At 66.5% G+C, this 19,081-nt stretch carries 16 protein-coding genes and 1 tRNA gene; 5 read left to right on the top strand and 12 right to left on the bottom strand.

Annotated elements, in window-relative coordinates:
* Window positions 1-6: 6 nt before the first annotated feature.
* On the top strand, window positions 7-1,494 hold the full coding sequence (locus Q0Z66_RS08205; RefSeq protein WP_298040047.1) for a hypothetical protein: 1,488 nt from the start codon (window positions 7-9) through the stop codon (window positions 1,492-1,494).
* On the opposite strand, the gene Q0Z66_RS08200 is transcribed toward Q0Z66_RS08205, so the two are convergent.
* From Q0Z66_RS08200 to Q0Z66_RS08175, 6 genes are read right to left on the bottom strand one after another with little or no spacing between them, the layout of a single operon-like run.
* Window positions 1,491-2,219, bottom strand: a complete 729-nt coding sequence (locus Q0Z66_RS08200; RefSeq protein ID WP_298040044.1) for a CDP-alcohol phosphatidyltransferase family protein — start codon at window positions 2,217-2,219, stop codon at window positions 1,491-1,493. The genes Q0Z66_RS08205 and Q0Z66_RS08200 overlap by 4 nt on opposite strands.
* Window positions 2,216-5,659, bottom strand: a complete 3,444-nt coding sequence (locus Q0Z66_RS08195; protein WP_298040041.1) for a fibrinogen-like YCDxxxxGGGW domain-containing protein — start codon at window positions 5,657-5,659, stop codon at window positions 2,216-2,218. The genes Q0Z66_RS08200 and Q0Z66_RS08195 overlap by 4 nt, the downstream gene beginning before the upstream one ends.
* Before the next feature lie 28 nt (window positions 5,660-5,687).
* The gene (locus Q0Z66_RS08190; protein ID WP_298040038.1) at window positions 5,688-6,350 is read right to left on the bottom strand and encodes a hypothetical protein; all 663 of its coding nucleotides are present in this window, start codon (window positions 6,348-6,350) and stop codon (window positions 5,688-5,690) included.
* The gene (locus tag Q0Z66_RS08185; RefSeq protein ID WP_298040035.1) at window positions 6,340-7,860 is read right to left on the bottom strand and encodes a polysaccharide biosynthesis C-terminal domain-containing protein; all 1,521 of its coding nucleotides are present in this window, start codon (window positions 7,858-7,860) and stop codon (window positions 6,340-6,342) included. The genes Q0Z66_RS08190 and Q0Z66_RS08185 overlap by 11 nt, the downstream gene beginning before the upstream one ends.
* Before the next feature lie 4 nt (window positions 7,861-7,864).
* Window positions 7,865-8,629: a WecB/TagA/CpsF family glycosyltransferase gene (locus Q0Z66_RS08180; protein WP_298040033.1), complete on the bottom strand. Its 765-nt coding sequence runs from the start codon at window positions 8,627-8,629 to the stop codon at window positions 7,865-7,867.
* Entirely contained in the window at window positions 8,629-10,161 is a 1,533-nt protein-coding gene (locus Q0Z66_RS08175) for a sugar transferase (RefSeq protein ID WP_298040030.1), read from the bottom strand. The genes Q0Z66_RS08180 and Q0Z66_RS08175 overlap by 1 nt, the downstream gene beginning before the upstream one ends.
* A 463-nt stretch (window positions 10,162-10,624) precedes the next feature.
* On the opposite strand from Q0Z66_RS08175, the gene Q0Z66_RS08170 reads away from it, so the two are divergent.
* Together Q0Z66_RS08170 and Q0Z66_RS08165 are read left to right on the top strand one after the other, a co-directional pair.
* Window positions 10,625-10,885 (top strand): hypothetical protein, encoded by a 261-nt coding sequence (locus tag Q0Z66_RS08170; protein WP_298040027.1) that lies wholly within the window; start codon window positions 10,625-10,627, stop codon window positions 10,883-10,885.
* A 136-nt stretch (window positions 10,886-11,021) separates the two neighbouring features.
* Window positions 11,022-12,128, top strand: coding sequence for an acyl-CoA desaturase (locus Q0Z66_RS08165; protein WP_298040024.1), 1,107 nt, complete (start codon window positions 11,022-11,024; stop codon window positions 12,126-12,128).
* A gap of 36 nt (window positions 12,129-12,164) precedes the next feature.
* On the opposite strand, the gene Q0Z66_RS08160 is transcribed toward Q0Z66_RS08165, so the two are convergent.
* The 5 genes from Q0Z66_RS08160 to Q0Z66_RS08140 form a co-directional block, all read right to left on the bottom strand.
* Window positions 12,165-13,565, bottom strand: a complete 1,401-nt coding sequence (locus Q0Z66_RS08160) for a threonine/serine exporter ThrE family protein (RefSeq protein WP_298040021.1) — start codon at window positions 13,563-13,565, stop codon at window positions 12,165-12,167.
* Between the two features lie 35 nt (window positions 13,566-13,600).
* Complete coding sequence (locus Q0Z66_RS08155; protein WP_298040019.1) at window positions 13,601-14,026, bottom strand: hypothetical protein; 426 nt, start codon at window positions 14,024-14,026, stop codon at window positions 13,601-13,603.
* A gap of 110 nt (window positions 14,027-14,136) precedes the next feature.
* The gene (locus Q0Z66_RS08150; RefSeq protein WP_298040017.1) at window positions 14,137-15,177 is read right to left on the bottom strand and encodes a methionine synthase; all 1,041 of its coding nucleotides are present in this window, start codon (window positions 15,175-15,177) and stop codon (window positions 14,137-14,139) included.
* Window positions 15,178-15,201: 24 nt separating this feature from the next.
* Complete coding sequence (locus tag Q0Z66_RS08145) at window positions 15,202-16,185, bottom strand: putative oxygenase MesX (protein ID WP_298040015.1); 984 nt, start codon at window positions 16,183-16,185, stop codon at window positions 15,202-15,204.
* A gap of 126 nt (window positions 16,186-16,311) precedes the next feature.
* Window positions 16,312-17,259 (bottom strand): LysR family transcriptional regulator, encoded by a 948-nt coding sequence (locus tag Q0Z66_RS08140; RefSeq protein ID WP_298040012.1) that lies wholly within the window; start codon window positions 17,257-17,259, stop codon window positions 16,312-16,314.
* A 166-nt stretch (window positions 17,260-17,425) separates the two neighbouring features.
* Here Q0Z66_RS08140 and Q0Z66_RS08135 point away from each other — a divergent pair, with 166 nt between their 5' ends.
* Window positions 17,426-17,647, top strand: coding sequence for a helix-turn-helix domain-containing protein (locus Q0Z66_RS08135; RefSeq protein ID WP_298040010.1), 222 nt, complete (start codon window positions 17,426-17,428; stop codon window positions 17,645-17,647).
* A complete protein-coding gene (locus Q0Z66_RS08130; RefSeq protein WP_298040009.1) occupies window positions 17,637-18,920 on the top strand; it encodes a HipA domain-containing protein in 1,284 nt (427 codons plus the stop codon). Before Q0Z66_RS08135 ends, Q0Z66_RS08130 begins: the two co-directional genes overlap by 11 nt.
* 85 nt (window positions 18,921-19,005) lie before the next feature.
* Here Q0Z66_RS08130 and Q0Z66_RS08125 read toward each other — a convergent pair.
* A tRNA-Phe gene (locus Q0Z66_RS08125) sits at window positions 19,006-19,078 on the bottom strand.
* Window positions 19,079-19,081: the final 3 nt, after the last annotated feature.

The following is a 19,081-nucleotide window of genomic DNA, read 5'->3' as shown; positions in this document are numbered from 1 at the left end:
TCATCGATGAATGAAGATCAGACAAGCACCGCCACGCTCGGGATCGACTACTACGTCTTCGTTCTGATGCGTCAATGGCGAGTGCTCGTCGGAGGAGCCCTGCTCGGATGCCTCGCAGCGGGTGGATTCCTCGTGCTGGCGCCGCAGACCGTCACAGCCACGACCACGGTCAGCCTCAACGTCATCACCACAGAGCCGTTCAGCGCGCAGCGCGCAGCATCCGGCCTGCTCGACGACGCGACCGAGGCGGCCATCGCTCGATCGCACGTCGTGGCCGCCCGGGCATCCGAACAGATCGATGGACGGCTCAGCCCCGCCGAGATCCGCGCGGCATCGACCGTCGTGACCTCCTCCGGTGCAGCCGTCGTCACCGTCGCCTTCGAGGGCGAGACCGCCGGATCCGCGATCACCGGAGCGGACGCCGTGGCATCCGCCTACCTCTCCTTCCGCAGCGAACAGGCGCGCGAACGCATCGCGGTCATGGTCTCGAATCTCACCGATCGCATCGACGCGCTCAACGAGACACTCGCCTCGATCAACCAGCAGCTCACATCCGCCGACCAGAACAGCGTCGCCTACGCGCAGGCCGCTACACAGCGGCAGCAGATCCTCACCGAGCTCGAAGGGCTGCTCTCCGAGCGCAACGGGCTGCAGAGCGTCGACACGACGGGCGGCACCGTTCTCTCCGCCGCCGAGAACAACGAACTCGCCTACGCACCCGGACGAACGCGGACCATGCTCACCGGACTGGCCGGAGGCCTCGTGGCCGGTATCATCGCGGCATTCGCCTGGAACCCCCTCGACCGTCGCCTCCGCAACGCGGGAGAGACGGCGCGAGCCCTCGGCGCACCGGTGTTCGCCGAGGTCGACCCGCGCCGTGCGAAGATCCCTGCTATCGGATCCGCGGCAGATGCCCTGCGCATCGCCCGAGAGCGACTGCTCTCCGAGATCTATCTGGGCACGACCGTCCTGGTCGTCGATGCCACGCACCGCACATACACCTCCGCGACGGCGGTGAATCTCGCGGTGGCAACCGCGCAGTCCGGTTACAGCGTCCAACTCATCGTCCCAGAGGCGAAGGAGGAATGGCGCAGTGGTCTGCGTCAGGCACTCGCACTCGAAGGAGACGTGGACGGGGCCGGTGGAGCACCGAACATACCGACCCTGCGCTTCTTCAACGCCACCGATACCAGGGACGACAGTCAGGGCGATCTGTTCATGACGCGTCAAACACACGCGGCGATCGATGATGCCGGTGAAGAGACCTTGACGTTCCTCATCCTCTCGGCGCAGGCGCACCCGGCCAGTATCCTTTCGGCCATGCGCGTCGCTCACTCCGTCATCGTGATCGCGCGCGAGCACGCCACCACGACCACGGAGATCCGATGGATCCGAGAAGAAGCCGCGGGAACAGACACCGCACTGCTCGGCGCCGTCATCGAGAAGACTTCGTCGCACCGCGCCACGCCCGATCGGACGGTGCCTGAGGCTTAAAGCGAGGCGAGCTTGAGGAACTTGCGCCGCATGGACGCGGCAGTGTGCACGAGATTGATCACGAAAAGAGCGCCGTAGGACACCGCGAACAACGGCGGCACGGCCCAGAGCACGAAGCTCCAGCAGAGCACACCGGTGTCCGTCGGAAGAAGCATCACCGACTTGCGGATACCCCGTCCCTCCGGCTGATGACCGTCGTCATCGCGCACGAGTTGCTCGGCGAGGATCTGACTCATGAACTGTCCGACGCTCATGACCGTGAACAGCAGCGCGACCACCGCAAGGAGAATCAGGTCCGGGAGGTGGAGGACGACGGCGACCGCGACGCTCAGATGGATCATCGGTGTGCGGACCGCATCGACCACATGATCGAGCCACTCGCCTGCCGGACTCGAACGACCCGTCAGCCGAGCCACCTGCCCATCGGCCGAATCGAAGACGAAGCCTGCGGCCAGGAGCACACCAGTCAGAGGAGCCGACCACCACGACGGTGGGAAGACGATCATGATCGCAAGCCCGGCGCCGGAGAGTGCGGCGCTGAATGCCGTGACCATGTTCGGCGTCAGCCCGATGGTGGCGCTCGCCGCGGCGATCACCCGGGCCAGACGGCGGTTGATCCAGCGCATGTAGGCGGGTACCCCGGCTCCGTTCTTCTGCGCGCCATTCAACGCATGCAGGTGACCGCGGAAAGTCGTCGGAGCCGGAGGCTGTACGGTCGCGGTCACTGAGACACCGCCATCAGTGCAAAGCTGTGGCTCGGGGTCGACCGGTAGTTCGAGTGGACCTCGACGGCGATCGTGTTGTTCCCGACGATGAACGCCGAAGCGGGCACCTCTACGACGAGAGGCGTGCTCGCGGCGACCGACGCTGAGACTGCGGCATTCGCATACGTTCCCGGCGTGACGGGCCCGGCGTCGATGTTCTTGCGGGCGACCTCGGTGCCGTTCACGTAGACGACGATCCCGTCATCCGCTCGCGTCGTCAAGGTGACCGTCTCGAAATCCAGAGCCGCGACATCGACGAGGGTTCGGTAGTAGCTCGTGACCGGTCGGGGCGACAGTGAGGTGTCCAAGGGGGTGTCGATCACGGTGTGTCCCCATCCGAAGACGCCGTCACCGGTCGGCCATGCCGAGGCATCGAAACCGCCCGTCTCCCAACCAGCGGCGATCGCTTCGCCGGAGTAGAGGTATGACCAATCGGTGTCGGAAGCGACGAGGATCGTGCCGGATGCCGGCTCAGGCCCAGGCTGCGGTTCGGGTTCGGGTTCGGGTTCGGGGGCCGGTTCCGGGGCTGCCGGCTGGGTGCCGATCGTCGCTTCGGCGGTGAGCTCGAAGCTGTGGCTCGGCGTGGAGCGGTAATTCGAATGCACGGACACAGCCACGACATTCGTGCCGGTCGTGAAGTGGTGCCCGGGGATCGTGACCGTCACCGGGTTCGCGAGCGCCGCAGAGGCACTCACCGCAGCGTTCGCGTACGTGCTCACACCGGCGGTTCCGGCATCGACGTTCTTACGCGCGACCTCGGAGCCGTTGACGTAGACCACGACACCGTCATCCGCGCGCGTGGTGAGCGTGACCGACTCGACAACCGAGGCATCGGAGATCTGGAAATCGTGGCGGTAGAACGACGCCAAGGGCTTCGGTGATACCGAGGTCGACAGGGTGGTGCCGAGCTGCGTCTGCCCCCAGCCCAGAGGAGCCGCACCCGTGCCCCACGAGGAGTCGTCGTAGCCGGTGCTCGTCCAATCCTCAGTCGGGCCGACCGCGTCGTAGACATAGGCCCATGACGAACCCGCGCTGATCAGTGCCGAGGAGGCCGGCTGCTCGGGAGCCGCGGATGCGCGTACCGCCGCGGTGGATGCCGACGCGTTACCCCGTGCGTCGAGTGCGCGGACGAAGTAATCGGTTGTGGCCGGTGCGGCCGGGAGGGTCGTCGAAGTCGTGGTCACGGTCGCCACGACGCGGTCGTGGCGAAGCACCTGGTAGACGCTCACGGCGCGATCATCGCTCGACGCAGCCCAGCTGAGCGAGACACCCTCGCTCGAAGTCGTCGCCGTGAGCTCGGACGGAGCGGTCGGTGCCGAGGCATCCATCTGCGCATGACGCACGAAACCGCCTGACCATTGCCGCGCATAGCCCGCGCGCGTGGAGTATGTGTAGTCACCGCCCTGCCACAGCGTCCCTGCCGAATCGACGAACAGAGCCCAAGCGCCCGCTCCTCGGTTGGTGTTGAACGAGCCGTTGAAGCCCGCCATCCGATCTCCGCTGGCCGCGCTCCATGCACCCGTGCCGTAGATCGCATCCGCCGAGGTCCATCCGGTGCCGATGCTCGGCCATCGGGTTGCCCCCTCGTATTGGGTATCGAAGCAGTGGCATCCGCCGTACACCGCTTGCCCATCGGAGGCGATCGCCTGGAAGTCGCCTCCGGTCTCACCGATCGACGAGCTCAGCATGGCGAGACCGTCACGGTCATAGCTCATCAGAGAGTGCTCGGCGCCGCCGAGCCAGACGCGATCGCCAACCTCGAGAACGGCCTGCTGGTACCCGGTGCGGCCGCCGTCACGGTTCGAGAACACGACCGGCCATGCGATCAGGCTCGTATCCGCCGTCGACATCGCCGCACCCTTATCGGCCGGGCGGGACTGTGACTGTGAGAAGAAGCCTGCGAAGTACACGCGGTCACCGCGGTCGGAGGCATCCAGGCTCACGACCGTGCCGTTGAACTCGGGGTTCCAAGATCCATCGGGCGTTCCATCGGTGACAGAGAAGCGGGCCGCACCGCGCGTATAGCGCTGGTTCGTCGCGCTGCCGCCTGTGGAATGAGTGAAGGAACCGGCCGCGTACAACCAGCCATCCTGCACGTCGAGCGTTCGCACGACCGGGACACCGCCGCTCAGCGCATTGATCAGACGTCCCGTGAAGGCCGGATCGATGGCTCCGGTGGATGCATTCAGCACGACGAGACCGGCATAGGGCTCGCCATTCACCTGCGTGAAGTATCCGCCGACGGCGACACGATCTCCGGGCAGAGCCGCAAGGGCTTTCACCTGGTTGTTGAACGTTGGGCGGAAACTGCTGACGAACTCCGCCGAATCGCGGGAGAATGCCGCCAGATAGCTCTGCGACTGGGCGCTCCCGCCTCCGGCGGTCTTTTGCACGGTGGTGAAATTGCCACCGACGAAGACGGTGCCATCGACCTCCGCGAACGCGGAGACCTCATTGCTGCCTTCGATCGAGGACGGACCTGCGCCGAGACCCGCAACGCCCCAGTTCTGCGTCTCGGCGAAGCTCGACACGACCGCGTCGTTCTCGACGGCGGGGGTGCCGGTCGCCCCGATCGCGGTGAAGAGGTCTGCGCTCTTCAGCTTCGGACGAATGAATACCTGAGTAAATGGACGTGCGTACCCCGTGCTGGTGTTCTTCGACCACAGGTAGCTGGTGTCGCTCGGATTGCCGCGGATGTTGCTGCCGAATCCGAAGCCCATCGACCAGCCCTCCGTGGAGCCGGTGATCGTGCGCACTCGGTTGTAGTTGTTGTCCCAGCCGAAATTCGAGGTCTGCCCACCGGTTCGGGTGGATCCTCCGAGGGTGTATTGGGCGATGCGCTGCTGGTTGTTGAAGAACCAGGTCCAGCCGTCGCGTGGGCTCGAGAGGGTGAATGAGCCCTCCTGCCAGGTGGTGCCCGCCTGGTTGGTCGCCCGGACCAGACGGATGCCGTCGGTGAGCGATCCGATCGGCTGATCGTTATTGAGCTGGTCGATGATCTCGCCCGAGAGCTGGCGGGGCGTGAAAGCGGCGGTGCCGGTGACCGTCTCGCGCACCTGTGCAGGCGTGCCGGAGCCGGCGGTCGCGGTCGCCCAGCCGTCGCGTCCGCGCCCGACCAGCAACCAGCCCCCGCCATTGCGGGTCTGGTCGCAGTAGAACTGCTCGGCCTGCGTCATCGCCGGGGTGAGCAGCCAGTACACCCCGTCGGGTGCTGCCGGCCGGTTCTGCTTGATCTCCCAGCAGGAGGCGGCCGCGGTGATCTCGCTCAGGCCATCAGCGGCGGGCAGCGCGGGCTCCGCGGCGGAGGCCGCCATCGGAGTCAGCATCGCTGCCGCAGTGATCATCGCCGTTGCAAGGGCCAAGATGATGCGGGTGGGTGTGCGGGGCGTGGTGCGGTTCATTTCAGGGCGCCTCTCTGGAGCGGCCATATCAGCACGTCGGGTCATCGGGGAAGCTGTGGAAGGAGATGCGCCAGCGGCCGTCATCGCCCTGTTCGAGTCCGAACAGGTGTGTGGCACGTGGCGTCATCGCGGCGGGATCGCCGATCGGTGATCCCGAGCTGTCCGAGATCACGACGGCGGAGGAGTCCACGCACGCGGTCACGGATGCTTTTGCGGGTGCACCGCTGGTGTCGAGTTCGGTGACGGACGCCGAGACGATGGCCGGTTCGCCGGATACCGTCCATCCCTGCGAGATGAGTTCGATCCACTGGGACTCGAGCTCTGCCGCGTAGGCATCGATCGCGATGTTCTCGACTAGTACCCTGAGGTCTGCCTCGGTTCCGACCGATGTGATCGGTGCGGCGAGGGCGATTTCGATCACATCGGAAACCGCATCCTCATCGAGCTCGCCCGTCTCGCTCGGCGAGGCCGCCGGGGCCGGAGACGCGGTGACCGTCGGCACAGCGAAGGAAGCATCATCGGGGGAAGCCGGACCCCACCCGTTCACGCTCACCGCGAAGACAGCACCGGCTACCGCGAGCACGAACGCGCTGACTCCGATGAGCAGCGCGCCGGTTCGTCGGCGAGAACCGACTTTCGGCTGGACGGTGGTGCTCTCCGGCGCCGTTTCGTCGCGCGTATCAGCGTGCATGGCTTTGACTCCTCTGATCGACGGGGAGCGAGGGCGTTGCGTGGAGCCCGTCCAGATGCAGGCGCTCGCGGTCCCGTAGACACCAGGTCGCCAGCAGTGCGAGGCCGATCGCAGCGGAGACCAGCAACCCCAGCCAGGTGGCCCCGAAAACCAGGCGTGCGAGGATCGCTGGGATGCCCACGCCCAGGACACCAATCGCCAGGGGGCGCAGGCCCGCGATGGGGGAGACCCGGATGCGTAGCAGCAGACGCACCTGCACTGTGGCCAGAACAGCATCGAGCAGACATGCGACTGCCCAGGCCACGGCGGCGCCTGTCACCCCCCAGAACGGCACGAGGACGTACAGCAACGCGATGTTCGTTGCCACGGCCAGGGCTTTGTTCATCGCGGCGAGTCCACCGCGTCCGCTCATCAGGAGCACCGAGTGGATGTTGCCGGCGAGGAACGTGACGACGGCGCCGAGGCACATGACCACCATGACGGGCTCGCCCTCGGCGAAGGAACCGCCCAGAAGCGACAGCGCCACGGGGGAGAAGACGGCGAGCAGCAGATACACGGGTGTGCTGAAGAGCATCAGCCAGATCGTCGCCGTTCGATAAACCTGCTCGAGCTCACGGATGTCGCCGCGGTGCTGGAGCCGGCTGAAGAGCGGGGAGACCACCACACGCAGAGCCGTGTCGACGATCATGCCCGATGCGACGAAACGACTCGCGGCTCCGTAGATTCCCGCCGCAGCGGGGCCAGCGATCGCGCCGACGATGATCACGGCGAGCCAGATGAGGAGCTGTTCGAGCGTCGACGAGACCACGCGCGGCAGGGCATAGCGCAGGGTACGGCCGGGGATGCCGCTGCGGAGGTACTCGGGCTCACGTCGAGCGGCGACCTGACGGACCTGGAATCCGACGATGATGAGCGCTGCGAGAACTGCCGGGATCAGCGGCAGCGCCCAGGCAGCGCTCACCGCGGCAACGCCGGAGCTCAGGCCGATGGCAAGGAGGGCGAAAAGAGGGCGCATCGTGGGCAGGCCGATATTGCCGATCATCACATACGCGGTCACCCCGCCGAGGCCTCGGGTCGCGGAGAGCGCGGTGAGGAGGACGGATGCTACGGGCAAAAACCATATGATCGCACGCAGCGCCTCCGCCACGGGGTCCCCGGGGTCGGCCTCGTCGATCAGCAGCGTTCCGATGAAGACGACGAGAGCGCAGACGCCTCCGACGACGGCAGATGCCGTGAGGAGGAAGATCGTCGTGGAACGGATGTGGCCGCGGCCATCCTCGAGCAGCCGCGGGAGGATCCAGACCGACGCCGAGTCCATGCCGAATCGTGCGACGCCGAGCGCGATGGAGAACGCGCCGATCGCCTGCAGAACCACGCCGGATCCGGCGTCGCCAAGCGTGCGCCCGAGGACGATGATGAGCAGGAGCCCCATCACCGCGCTCGTCGCGGACCCAATGAAGCTGAGCGCGCTGCCTCGGGCGAGTCCTCGGCGTATTCCGGTCGTGGTCATCGCGTCACCGGCCCGCGAGTTTCTGCCTGCCTACCGTCAGGATGAAGGAGGTGTTCCCCTGCAGGTAGCGCTTCGCGAGGCGACGCGGCTCGATCATCAGTCGCCACAGCCACTCCAGGCCCGCTGTGATCATCCAGCGCGGTGCGCGTCGATTCGAGCCGCTCAGCCAGTCGAAGAGTCCGCCGCAGGTGAGTACGGCCGGCGGCAGCTGGTCGCGGTGTGCCTCGATCCACTGCTGCTGCAATGGGTCGCCCATTCCCACGAAAAGAATCCCGGTGTTGTGGGCAGTGATATCAGCGAGCACAGCGTCGACAGAGTCGGCTTCGATGAAGCCGTGGTGGGACCTCAGACTGAGGGTGGGGATCGCCGTGCGCATCTTGTCCGCCGCGGCTTCGGCCACTCCGGGTGCGCCGCCGAGAAAGTAGGCGGGGATCCCCGCAGCTGCCGCAGCACGCAGGATAGGTTCGGCGATATCGGTCGTCGCCAGGCGGTGCGGATGATCTCCGCCCAGCAGTCGAGCCGCCCACACGACCGACTGGCCGTCCGCGTAAGTCGTGCCGGCTGAAACAAGGCTCTGGAAGGCGGCATCGTTTCGGGCGAGATTGCAGACGTGTGCATTCACACCGACCGCAACGTCGACACCGGGCGATGTCGCCATTGCGATGACGCGTTCGACGATAGTGACCTCGGAGAACGAATCGACGCGAACGCCGGCGACCACTACAGAGGGCGTGCCGGTTCTGCCGACCACCGTGGGCGTGCTGGGCATCAGTACGCCCCCTTCGGTTGGACCATCGCTCGGGCGGTGCGCCACATGATCTGCAGGTCGTTGATGACCGACCAGTTCTCGACGTATCGCAGGTCGAGGCGCACGCTCTCGTCCCACGACAGGTCGCTGCGACCGGAGACCTGCCACAAGCCCGTGATGCCGGGCTTGATGTAGAGCCGGCGGAACACCGTGCCGTCGTACGCGGTGACTTCGCTGGGCAGCGGCGGGCGCGGCCCGACGACGCTCATATCGCCGACAAGCACGTTCCAGAACTGCGGCAGTTCATCGAGGGAGAGCTTGCGCAGCACTCGGCCGACACGGGTGACACGGGGGTCGTCCTTCATCTTGAACAGCAGACCCGATCCCTGGTTCTGCTCCTTGAGGGCGGCGAGCTGCTGCTCGGCATCCGTCTTCATGGAGCGGAACTTCACCATGCGGAACGAGCGTCCGTCGCGCCCGATGCGCTCCTGGAAGAAGAACACCGGGCCGGGGGAGTCGATCATGATCAGCACAGCGAGCACGGGCGTCAGCAGGGCGATCGGGATGAGCGCCAGACCCGAGACGACGACATCGAGCGCTCGCTTGAGAACGTGCATGCCGCCCTCGTACGTTGGGATCTTCACCTGAATCAACGGCAGACCGTCGACCTGGCGCAGCGAGATGCGCGGGCCCGCCACATCGGCGAGACGGCTCGAGAGCACGAGCTCGGCGGCCGTGCCCTCCAGCTGCCAGCTCAGCCGCTTGACGAAGTCGGCCTCGCCCTCGGGGCGGCTCGCGACGATGATCGTGTCGGCACCGATCTCCTCGGCCACGACGGCCACGTTCTCGACGTTGCCGAGGACGGCGTAGCGGGTGCCGTCGACGGTGATCTCGCGCGCGTTGCGATCCAGCAGCGTCGTCCCCACGACGTTGTAACCGTTCTCGCCGCTCGTGCGCAGAGAGCTGATGACGTACTCGACGTCGTCGCCGTCTCCGACCACGAGGGTGCGCGATGCGTAGGAGCCCTCGAGACGCCTCCGCTGCAGCCAACGTCGCCAACTCCACCGCGCGACGAGGAGCCCCAGCATCCCGGTCGGCAGTGCGATGACGAGCAGGGGCCGCAGGCCGTCCCACTCCGCGAGGATTCCTACGATCGCGACGCTCCCGAAGGCGAGGCCGCAGGCGTGCGCGACACGACGGTACTCGGTGGCGCCCGAGCCGAAGATCGTCGCGCAGCGCGTATTCAGTACCGACAGCATGATCAGCAGCGTGATGCTGAGCAGGAGCGCTCCGCGGACGATGACCGCCGTCGCGGTCCCGAACGCGGTCGCCTGAACGACCGCCATGAGCACGGCGACCGATGCGATCACCGCGGCGTCCGTGGCCCACAGCCGTGTGCGGTAGCGCCGCTCCCACTGCTGTCGACGCTCGAGCGTCGCCGATACGCGCGGTGCCGCCGCCTGCGGCGCTGCCGTCTTGGTCACGCGCGCGACGAACGGCGCGAAGGCCGGCGCCGATCGAGTGATCTGCAGCGCATCCTCGACGGATGTCATGCTGCTCTCCGAGCCGTGAGCGTTCGCAGAATTCCCCAGTGCGACATGTGTTCCCCAGTGTTCCCCAGTTCGCGAGCAGACGGCTCGCGGTGATCGTCCGCATACCCGACCCCTCGGGCCCTGGAGCGTCGCCGTGATCCCACATCACGGGAGACTGAGATCCATTCCCACACGGATCTCATTCGCAGCAGGGACTGCGGACTAGCGGTCACTCTATCGGATCTTGGCGAGCAACGGAAGATAACTCCGTCGAATGGAAGAAAGTGGTTTTCGCCCGCTCCTGGGTCGCCTGCGGTAGGCTTGAGGTGCACGTGAGAGATTCGCCGCGATTTCGGCGCCTCGCGATGCCACTGATCAGGGCCGTAAAGGACCGTTCGCACCGACGCGCACGGTATCCGCCCTCGATCTCGAGAACATCGTGGTGCGCTCACGCGCGCCCGCAGAAGCAATGAGCATCAAAACCATGAGCAGTACCACCACCCATTCATCACTGAGCTGGAAGCAGGCCGATCACGACGTCCACGTCGCCACGCGCGACGGCGAGTACGCCGGATTCGTCGAGGTCTCCGGCGACGACCATGTCGTGCACGACAACCGCGGGACCGAGCTCGGTTCGTTCCCGGCCCTCTCCGAGGCCCGCCGGGCGCTCGAGGTGACGCCGCGACGGCGCCCTCGCGGGATCCGTTCCGCACTGCGCCGGAGTCTCTCGCGGGTGCGCCCCTGAGCGACCCCGCTGCGCCGTGGTCTCACGGCGCGCATCGTATGCGTCGCGGCGTATACGCCCCGGGTTAGCCTGGGGCAAGCGAACGGCATCCGCCCTTGGCTTTCACAGCTCAAGGGCTCCGGATCCGGGAGACGACATGTCTGCAACTGCCACCGAGACCACCAGTATTCTCGGGCCGGTACGTCAGACGTACGCGGGGAACGCAGACTTCCCCCCGATGGCCCGCGCCTACAAGAACGTGTCGCAGGTCATCAAGGAGATGGGACTGCTGCAGCGCACCCACTGGTTCTACCTGCTCACGGGCATCGGCATCCTGCTGGCACTCGGCGGATGCATCACCGGGTTCATCCTGCTCGGCGACAGCTGGTTCCAGCTGCTCATCGCCGGAGCCCTTGCGATCGTCTTCACCCAGATCGCGTTCGTCGGGCATGAAGCCGCTCACCGGCAGGTTCTGGCCTCAGGGCCGGCGAACTTCCGGCTCGCCCGCATCCTCATCGGTCTCGTCGGCATGAGCTACTCCTGGTGGGACAACAAGCACACCAAGCACCACGGCAACCCGAACCAGGTCGGCAAGGACCCCGACATCGCGGTCGACACGATCTCGTTCCTCGACGAGGACGCCGCGAAGTCGCGCGGCCTGATCCGCCTCATCACTCGCAAGCAGGGGTGGCTGTTCTTCCCCCTCCTGACGCTCGAGGGCCTCAACCTGCACTATCAGGGACTGAAGTACCTATGCACGAAGCCCGGCGTCCGCGGGCGCTGGATCGAACTGACGATCATCATCCTGCGCATGGCCGCGCTGATCGTGCCGGTCTTCCTCCTGCTGCCCCTCGGCATGGCCTTCGCCTTCCTCGGCGTGCAGTTCGCCGTGTTCGGCGTATACATGGGAGCATCCTTCGCCCCCAACCACAAGGGCATGCCGATCATCGAGCCCGGCGCCCGTCTCGACTTCTTCACCAAGCAGGTGCGCACCTCCCGCAACATCTCCGGCGGATGGTGGGTCACGGTCTTCATGGGCGGACTGAACTACCAGGTCGAGCACCACCTCTTCCCGAGCATGGCCCGCCCGCACCTCGCGAAGGCCCGCGACGTGGTGCGCGAGTACTGCCTGGCGAACGACGTCCCCTACACCGAGACGTCTCTCATCCGCTCCTACGCGATCGTCATCGAATACTTGAACCGCGTCGGTCTTGCCGCCGCTGATCCCTTCGACTGCCCCGCAGCGGCGCAGTTCGGTCGCTGACTGGCGACTCCGCTCGCTGCAATCTGAGGCGACGCGTCAGCGCCGCACGCGGGCGCGGGACTTCGAGACTGTTCCGAGGGTCGCCCGCAGCGGCGTGCCGAGGTAGAGGCCGAGGGATGCTCCGGCTGCCAAGCCGATGCCGATCGAGCCCGCGAGGATCAGCGGGCCGATGCCGCCCACCATCAGTTCTGCCGTGCCGTCCGAGTCGACGACGCCCAGGAGGCCGCGGAAGACCGCGGTTCCGGGAACGAGCGGCACGATCGCCGCTGTCGTCACCGCGACCGACGGTACATGCAGGTTGCGGGCGACGAGAATGCCGAGGAAGCTCGCCAGCAGCGCCCCGATGCCGCTCGCGGCCGCCGGGTGCAGATCGAAGCCGAGAGCCGTGCTGTAGGAGAGCATCGCGACGGTGCTCAGCAGCGCGCTGATGACAATGATTCGCATGCCGGATCCGTTGAAGACGGCGACGGCGACCGAGATGATGATGGCGCCGAGGATCTGCTCGGGGACCGTCCCGAAGGGGATCGCGTCCTTCGGCAGGGGGATCGTGAGGTTCACCAGGCGGGCGAGCTCCAGGCCGATGAGGATGCCGAGCACCACGCCGAGGGTCTGCATCGTGACATCGAGGATGCGGCCGAGCGCCGTGAGCGCGAAGCCGTCGATCGCATCCTGCGCGGCGGCGACGACGGTCAGGCCCGAGAGCATGAGGACGATTCCGGAGGCCACGAGGATCGCCGGGTTCACCTCGGCGAACGGCGGGAATCCGAGATCACTGATCGCCGAGACGACGGCGGCCACCGCCGTGATGACGAACGCGCCGACGATCTGGCTGAAGAAGAGAGGGACCTGCAGGCGTCGCAGACCCGCCTGCGCGTAGGCGGCGCCGAGGGCGGCGAGGAAGCTGAGCACGATCGTGATGGGCGGTGCCGCATAGAGCACGGCCACACCGATCGCGAGGGCGGCGAGGGCGAATGTCACAACCGTCGGGCGGTACATGAAAGGTACGCGCCGGATCGCACGGAATGTGCTGCGCGCCTCGCCCAGATCCATGCCGGCCTGGATATCGGCGAACAGGGCCTGCAGGCGCTGCAGCTTCGCGTGATCCGGCGACGCGGTGCGCACGACGCGCATGAGGGTCGTCGGCCAGTCCTCCTCGCTGCGGTGGTATGAGACGCTGATCGCGTCGTACGTCACCTCGACGTGCACTCCCGACAGGCCGTAGACCTTCGCGACTCGGGTGATCGCGAACGTGACATCGTGCGCGGATGCTCCGACCGCGAACATCGACTCGCCCAGACGCAGCGCCAGATCGAGGATCTTCACCGTGATCGTCTCGCCGAGAACCGGCTGGATCTCGGTCATCGCGACCTGGGCGGGGTCGGTGCTGATGGCTCGTCGGAGCGAGCTCAGGAAGCGGGACGGACGGTCGGATGCCATTGATCCATTGTCCGTCTTTCTCCTGATCGGATGCTTCACGACGGGGCGTGTGCGGCGTGTCCGAGCGCGTCGGCGAGGTCGATGATCGCGGTCGCGTTCTCGGCGGGAACGGCGACGAGCGCGCACGCGTCCGACTCCTCCTCGAGGCGGATCAGCGTCAGCCCGTGAGGTGCGAGGATCCCGTCGGCGAGAGCGATCGCGGCATCCAGGTCGTCCTCGTCGTTGACAGGGGACAGATCGATTCCCGCGCGGAAGACGCGAGGCAGCGCCGGCAGAGCATCGGCCAGCTCCATGCCCGTGTCGTCGCTTTCGAGGTAGGCGAGCGCGCCGGCGTCGTCGAGCCCGCCGATGAGTGCCTCCCAGCGCTCGTCCTCGTCTGCGTCGTGCACGGCGGGCGCGAGCTCGGGGTCGTCGTCGAGTAGATCGCACAGCCGGGTCCAGTCCGCGATGTCGTCGCTCATGGCGCCTCCCAGAAGATCGGATGCTGGCGCCCAGCGTATCGTGCGGTCCTGATCAGCGGCACGTCCCGAAGCGGTGCTCGCGTGCGGCGAACCGGGTGCCGTGGTCCGAGTCAGAAAGGCGATCCCGCCAGCTCAGCCCGCAGTATCCGGGTGCCTTCCACGAGCGCGCGCATCTTCGCAGCGGCGACCGGGCGAGACAGCGGCGCCATGCCGCAGTTCGTGCTCGGGTACAGCTTGTCGGCGTCGACATGGGGGAGTGCACTGCGCAGGACCGCGGCGACCTCCTCGGGCGTCTCGACGGCGTCGGTCGCGACGTCGATCGCCCCGAGCATGATCTTCTTGCCGCGCAGCAGCTCGATGAGATCGATCGGCACGTGCGAGTTGCGGCTCTCCAGCGAGACGATGTCGATGGAGGACTGCTGCAGGCGCGGGAAGAACTCCTCGTACTGGCGCCACTCCTCGCCGAGCGTCTCCTTCCACGCGTTGTTCGCCTCGATGCCGTAGCCGTAGCAGATGTGCACGACGGTCTCGCAGCGCAGCCCCTCGGCGGCGCGCTCGAGGGCGGAGACGCCCCAGTCGCGCACATCGTCGAAGAAGACGTTGAACGCCGGCTCGTCGAACTGGATGATGTCGACGCCGGCGGCCTCGAGCTCGCGCGCCTCCTCATTGAGGATCCGCGCGAACTCCCACGCGAGCTCCTCGCGGCTGCCGTAGTGCTTGTCTGCGAGGGTGTCGATCATCGTCATCGGCCCGGGCAGTGCCCACTTGATCGGCCGGTCGGTCTGCGCTCTGAGCGCTTTCGCGTCGTCGACGAAGACCGGCTTCGTGCGCGCGACGGGCCCGACGATCGTCGGGACGCTCGCGTCGTAGCGGTCGCGGATGCGCATCGTCTCACGGTGCTCGAAGTCGACGCCGCTGAGGTGCTCGATGAAGGTCGTGACGAAGTGCTGGCGGGTCTGCTCGCCGTCGCTGATGATGTCGAGCCCGGCGAGGGCCTGCTCGGCGGCGGCGAGATGCAGGGCATCGCGTCGTCCCTCGTCGAGCGCCGCGCCCTCGAGCCGCCAGGGCGACCAGAGCTTCTCGGGCTCGGCGAGCCAGGCGGGCTTCGGCAGACTGCCCACGATCGACGTGGGAAGGAACGCATTCGTCATCGACGGCGTCTCCGTATCTCGGGGTCAGATCGCGCGGGCCGTGGCCCACTCGGCCAGGACGTCGTGGTTCGGCTTCATGAAATGCTCCTCGACGAAGCGGCCCTGCTCGACGCCGAGACGACTGCGCTCCTCGCGGTCGTAGACGATGCCGGTCGGGGCGAAGTCGGAGTTGTCCAGAGCAGGGCGGTAAATATCGCCCGCGGGGGAGGAAGCGTTGTAAATCTCCGGGCGGTAGATCTTCTGGAACGTCTCCATCGTGCTGATCGTGCCGATGAGCGCCAGGTCGGAGTAGTCGGCGACGAGATCGCCCTCGAAGTAGAAGGCGAGGGGAGCGACCGCACCGTCAGGCAGGAAGTACCGCACCTGCAGACCCATCTTCGCGAAGTACCGGTCGGTCATCGAGTACTCGCTCTGGCGGTATTCGACTCCGAGAACAGGATGCCGGTACCCGGTGCTGCGGTACGTCTTGCTCGTCGAGACGCTGATGCAGATGACCGGTGTCTGCGCGAAGCATTCGCGGTAGGCGGCCGATGAGACGAAGTGGCGGAACAGCTTGCCGTGCAGGTCGCCGAAGTCCTCCGGGGTGCCGGGGACGGCGGCATGCGCGTTGTGCTCGGGGAGCACCACGCTGAAGTCGTAGTCGCGGACATAGGAGGAGAAGTTGTTGCCGGTGATGCCGGGGATGCGCTCGCCGGTGGCCCGGTCGACGATCGTGACGTCGAGCATCTCGATGAGCGGGACGCCGGCGTCGCTCTGCGCGGCGTCGAGGTGCACGTCGGCCGAGACGATGTCGAGCTCGACGCGGTAGCGGTCTCCGGTCGGGTTGTCCGCCGACGCGAGGGCGTTGCATCGGGCATCCATCATCGCCAGCGCGTTCATGAGGTTCTGGCGGCGGCCCTCGCCGCGCGCCAGGTTCGCGAAGTTCGTGGTCGCGCGCGACCCCGACGACGGACAGTAGTCCGCGTCGAAACGTGTGGTGCTGATGCTGAATGCGAACTCGGTCGTCATGATGACCCGGTGCCCTGTTCCTCGACGGTGAACCGCGAGGATGGTTCCCCCGCGGTCGGGCCAGTCTAAGAAGGACTGCCAGTCATAGTTCCATTAGCGGACTTCGGAGGTAAAGATAGGTGGATGCTATGGCAGGAGTTCGACGCCGAACTCGGCGACCACGTCGAGCATCTCGGCCACGAAGCGCTCGGCCTGAGCGCTGAGCGGCATGGATCCATGGCCGATCCAGCCGATCTCGATCCGCTCGTCGATGTCGAGCGGCACGGACACGATCGACGGGTCGAGGTCGTCCGAGATGATGCCGGTCGAGATCGTGTACCCGCCGAGGCCGATCATGAGGTTGAAGATCGTGGCCCGGTCGCTCACCCGGATGTCCTGCTTCGACGAGCGCGTCGACAGGAGCTCCTCGGCGAAGTAGAACGAGTTGTTCGCGCCCTGGTCGAAGGTGAGGCGGGGGAGATTCTCGAGATCATCGAGCGTGACCTGCGCGCGGTCGGCGAGCGGGTTCGTGCGGGCGATGAAGATGTGCGGCGTCGCCAGGAACATCGGCGTGAACGCCAGCCCGGATTCGCGCAGCAGCTTGTCGATGACGTCGCGGTTGAAGTCGTTGCGGTACAGCACGCCGATCTCGCTGCGCAGCGTGCGGACGTCCTCGATGATCTCCCACGTGCGGGTCTCGCGGAGGCTGAAGGCGTACTCCGCGGCATCCGATGCCTTCACCATGCGCACGAAGGCGTCGACGACGAACGAGTAGTGCTGGGCCGAGACGCCGAGCAACCGGCGCGACGGCGCCCGGCCGAGGTAGCGCTGCTCGAGCAGCGCTGCCTGCTCGACGACCTGGCGCGCGTAACGGAGGAACTCGGTGCCCTCCTCGGTGAGCGTGACGCCGCGCACCGAGCGGTTGAAGAGCGCCTGACCGACCCGCTGCTCGAGGTCCTTCATCGCGGTCGACATCGTCGGCTGCGAGACGTAGAGCAGCTCCGCGGCCGCGGTGATCGACCCCTCGGCCACGATCTCGATGAAGTACCGCAGCTGCTGCAGGGTGATCCCGCTCGCCGTCCCGCCCCGTGCCATCGTCGTAGCCTATCCGCGCGCGGGCCCTATGCGCCCGCGCAGGAACGGCAGCGCCGGGGCAGCTGCCGGGCGGCGGGTGCCTGGTGTGCGTTATAAGTCACTCCTACTTGTGTGCGCTATAAGTCACATATACAATTGTGCGCTATAAGTCACATGCGAGGTGGGGATGGAAATACGCGCTGCATCCGACTTCGGGGCACTCGTCGCTGAGCGCCGTGAAGGTCTGAGTCTGTCTCAGGCTGAGCTGGCGCGCCGCGCCGGCGTCACACGTGAGTGGGTCGTGCGACTGGAGAACGGAGCCACCGCCGTCACGCTCTTCCGGCTCATGCGCGTGCTTCGAGAGCTCGGCCTCGTCGTCGACGTCAGCGAGGCCGACGATGTCGAGTGAACTGTTCGCGTATCTCGACGGCGACGCGATCGGCGTCGTCCAGCAATCGGCCGGCGGAGCCTTGTCGTTCACCTACGACGCCGACTACCGGGTCCGGCGTGATGCGACCCCGCTCTCACTCTCCATGCCGCTTGTGCGCGCCGGGCACAAGAACAAGCCGGTGCGCGCTTTTCTGCAGGGGTTGCTTCCCGACAGTCCAGGACGCCTCGCGGAGCTCGCTCGCGAGTATCGTGTCAGCACCGGCAATCCTTTCGCTCTGCTGTCGCATATCGGTCGTGATGCGGCGGGTGCGGTGCAGTTGCTGCCGGCTAGTGAGGCGAGCGCGGACGCAGCCGAACGCCACGGTGATGTGCGAGAACTCACTGACACCGATTTCGCGGAGCTCGTGGCGGATCTTGTCCGCAACGGCGATACCTGGGGGAGACGCACGAATGACGCGCGCTGGAGCCTTCCCGGTGCGCAACCCAAAGTCGCACTGTTCCGCACTGGGCAGGGGCGCTGGGCGGTGCCGCAGGATTCGACCCCGACCACGCATATCCTGAAGCCCGCGGTCGCGCCCTTTCCGGACCATCACATCAATGAATTCATGACGATGGCCGCGGCGCGCGAGCTGCGGCTGCACGTCGCCGACGACTTCCTCGTGACCACCGAACGCGGAGACGCTGTGTTCGTCTCCACGCGCTATGACCGCCGGCTCGAAGACGGGCATTGGCATCGCCTCCATCAGGAAGACCTCTGCCAAGCGCTGAGCGTGTCGCCGGACATGAAGTATCAGTCCGAGGGCGGACCGGGCATCGCGGCGATCGGCCACCTCTTCAACTCGCTGCCTGACGCCGAGGACCGGCGTGGCAACGCACGGCAGTTCTTCGAGTCGCTGGTGTTCTCGGTGGCCTCTCTCGGCACCGATGCGCACGCGAAGAACTACTCGCTGCTGCTGCAGCGTGAGCGTGCTGCGCTCGCCCCGCTCTATGATCTCGGCAGCTACGCGCCATATCTCGCCGCCGGCGGCGAGAACCCGACGCTCGCCATGTCGATCGAGGGGGAGGACAGCGTCGGACGCATCAGCCTCGAATCCCTGGTCAGAGTGGCGGCGCGGCTCGGCGTCGAACGCGAATGGGCTGAGGCGCGCGCCCATGAGATCACGGACGGCATCGTGGGCGCCTACGCGGCGGCGGCGGATGCTGCGCGAGCGCAGCTCGGCGGCGACCCGTTCATCGGGCTGATGCTCGACAGCATTCACGCATATGCGTCGTCCCGGGGCTGGAAGGCGTGAGGTCATCCCTCGCAGGGCAAAGCAAAACCCCCGCCATGTAGAAGCTAGGCGAGGGTTTCTGGGACCACTGTAATGATGGTCCTTGTGGCTCCGACGGGCGTCGATCCCGTGACCTCACGATTTTCAGTCGTGCGCTCTACCAACTGAGCTACAGAGCCGTA

The organism is uncultured Microbacterium sp. (assembly GCF_947632095.1).
GTDB lineage: Bacteria > Actinomycetota > Actinomycetes > Actinomycetales > Microbacteriaceae > Microbacterium.
This window is presented reverse-complemented; position numbering and strand designations above follow the sequence as displayed.

What these genes read in the sequence shown, in the direction of transcription:
- Q0Z66_RS08205 (WP_298040047.1), top strand. Translation starts at nt 7, where the DNA reads ATGAATGAAGATCAGACAAGCACCGCCACGCTCGGGATCGACTACTAC.
- Q0Z66_RS08195 (WP_298040041.1), bottom strand. Translation starts at nt 5,659, where the DNA reads ATGAACCGCACCACGCCCCGCACACCCACCCGCATCATCTTGGCCCTT.
- Q0Z66_RS08190 (WP_298040038.1), bottom strand. Translation starts at nt 6,350, where the DNA reads ATGCACGCTGATACGCGCGACGAAACGGCGCCGGAGAGCACCACCGTC.
- Q0Z66_RS08185 (WP_298040035.1), bottom strand. Translation starts at nt 7,860, where the DNA reads ATGACCACGACCGGAATACGCCGAGGACTCGCCCGAGGCAGCGCGCTC.
- Q0Z66_RS08180 (WP_298040033.1), bottom strand. Translation starts at nt 8,629, where the DNA reads ATGCCCAGCACGCCCACGGTGGTCGGCAGAACCGGCACGCCCTCTGTA.
- Q0Z66_RS08175 (WP_298040030.1), bottom strand. Translation starts at nt 10,161, where the DNA reads ATGACATCCGTCGAGGATGCGCTGCAGATCACTCGATCGGCGCCGGCC.
- Q0Z66_RS08170 (WP_298040027.1), top strand. Translation starts at nt 10,625, where the DNA reads ATGAGCAGTACCACCACCCATTCATCACTGAGCTGGAAGCAGGCCGAT.
- Q0Z66_RS08165 (WP_298040024.1), top strand. Translation starts at nt 11,022, where the DNA reads ATGTCTGCAACTGCCACCGAGACCACCAGTATTCTCGGGCCGGTACGT.
- Q0Z66_RS08160 (WP_298040021.1), bottom strand. Translation starts at nt 13,565, where the DNA reads ATGGCATCCGACCGTCCGTCCCGCTTCCTGAGCTCGCTCCGACGAGCC.
- Q0Z66_RS08155 (WP_298040019.1), bottom strand. Translation starts at nt 14,026, where the DNA reads ATGAGCGACGACATCGCGGACTGGACCCGGCTGTGCGATCTACTCGAC.
- Q0Z66_RS08150 (WP_298040017.1), bottom strand. Translation starts at nt 15,177, where the DNA reads ATGACGAATGCGTTCCTTCCCACGTCGATCGTGGGCAGTCTGCCGAAG.
- Q0Z66_RS08145 (WP_298040015.1), bottom strand. Translation starts at nt 16,185, where the DNA reads ATGACGACCGAGTTCGCATTCAGCATCAGCACCACACGTTTCGACGCG.
- Q0Z66_RS08140 (WP_298040012.1), bottom strand. Translation starts at nt 17,259, where the DNA reads ATGGCACGGGGCGGGACGGCGAGCGGGATCACCCTGCAGCAGCTGCGG.
- Q0Z66_RS08135 (WP_298040010.1), top strand. Translation starts at nt 17,426, where the DNA reads ATGGAAATACGCGCTGCATCCGACTTCGGGGCACTCGTCGCTGAGCGC.
- Q0Z66_RS08130 (WP_298040009.1), top strand. Translation starts at nt 17,637, where the DNA reads ATGTCGAGTGAACTGTTCGCGTATCTCGACGGCGACGCGATCGGCGTC.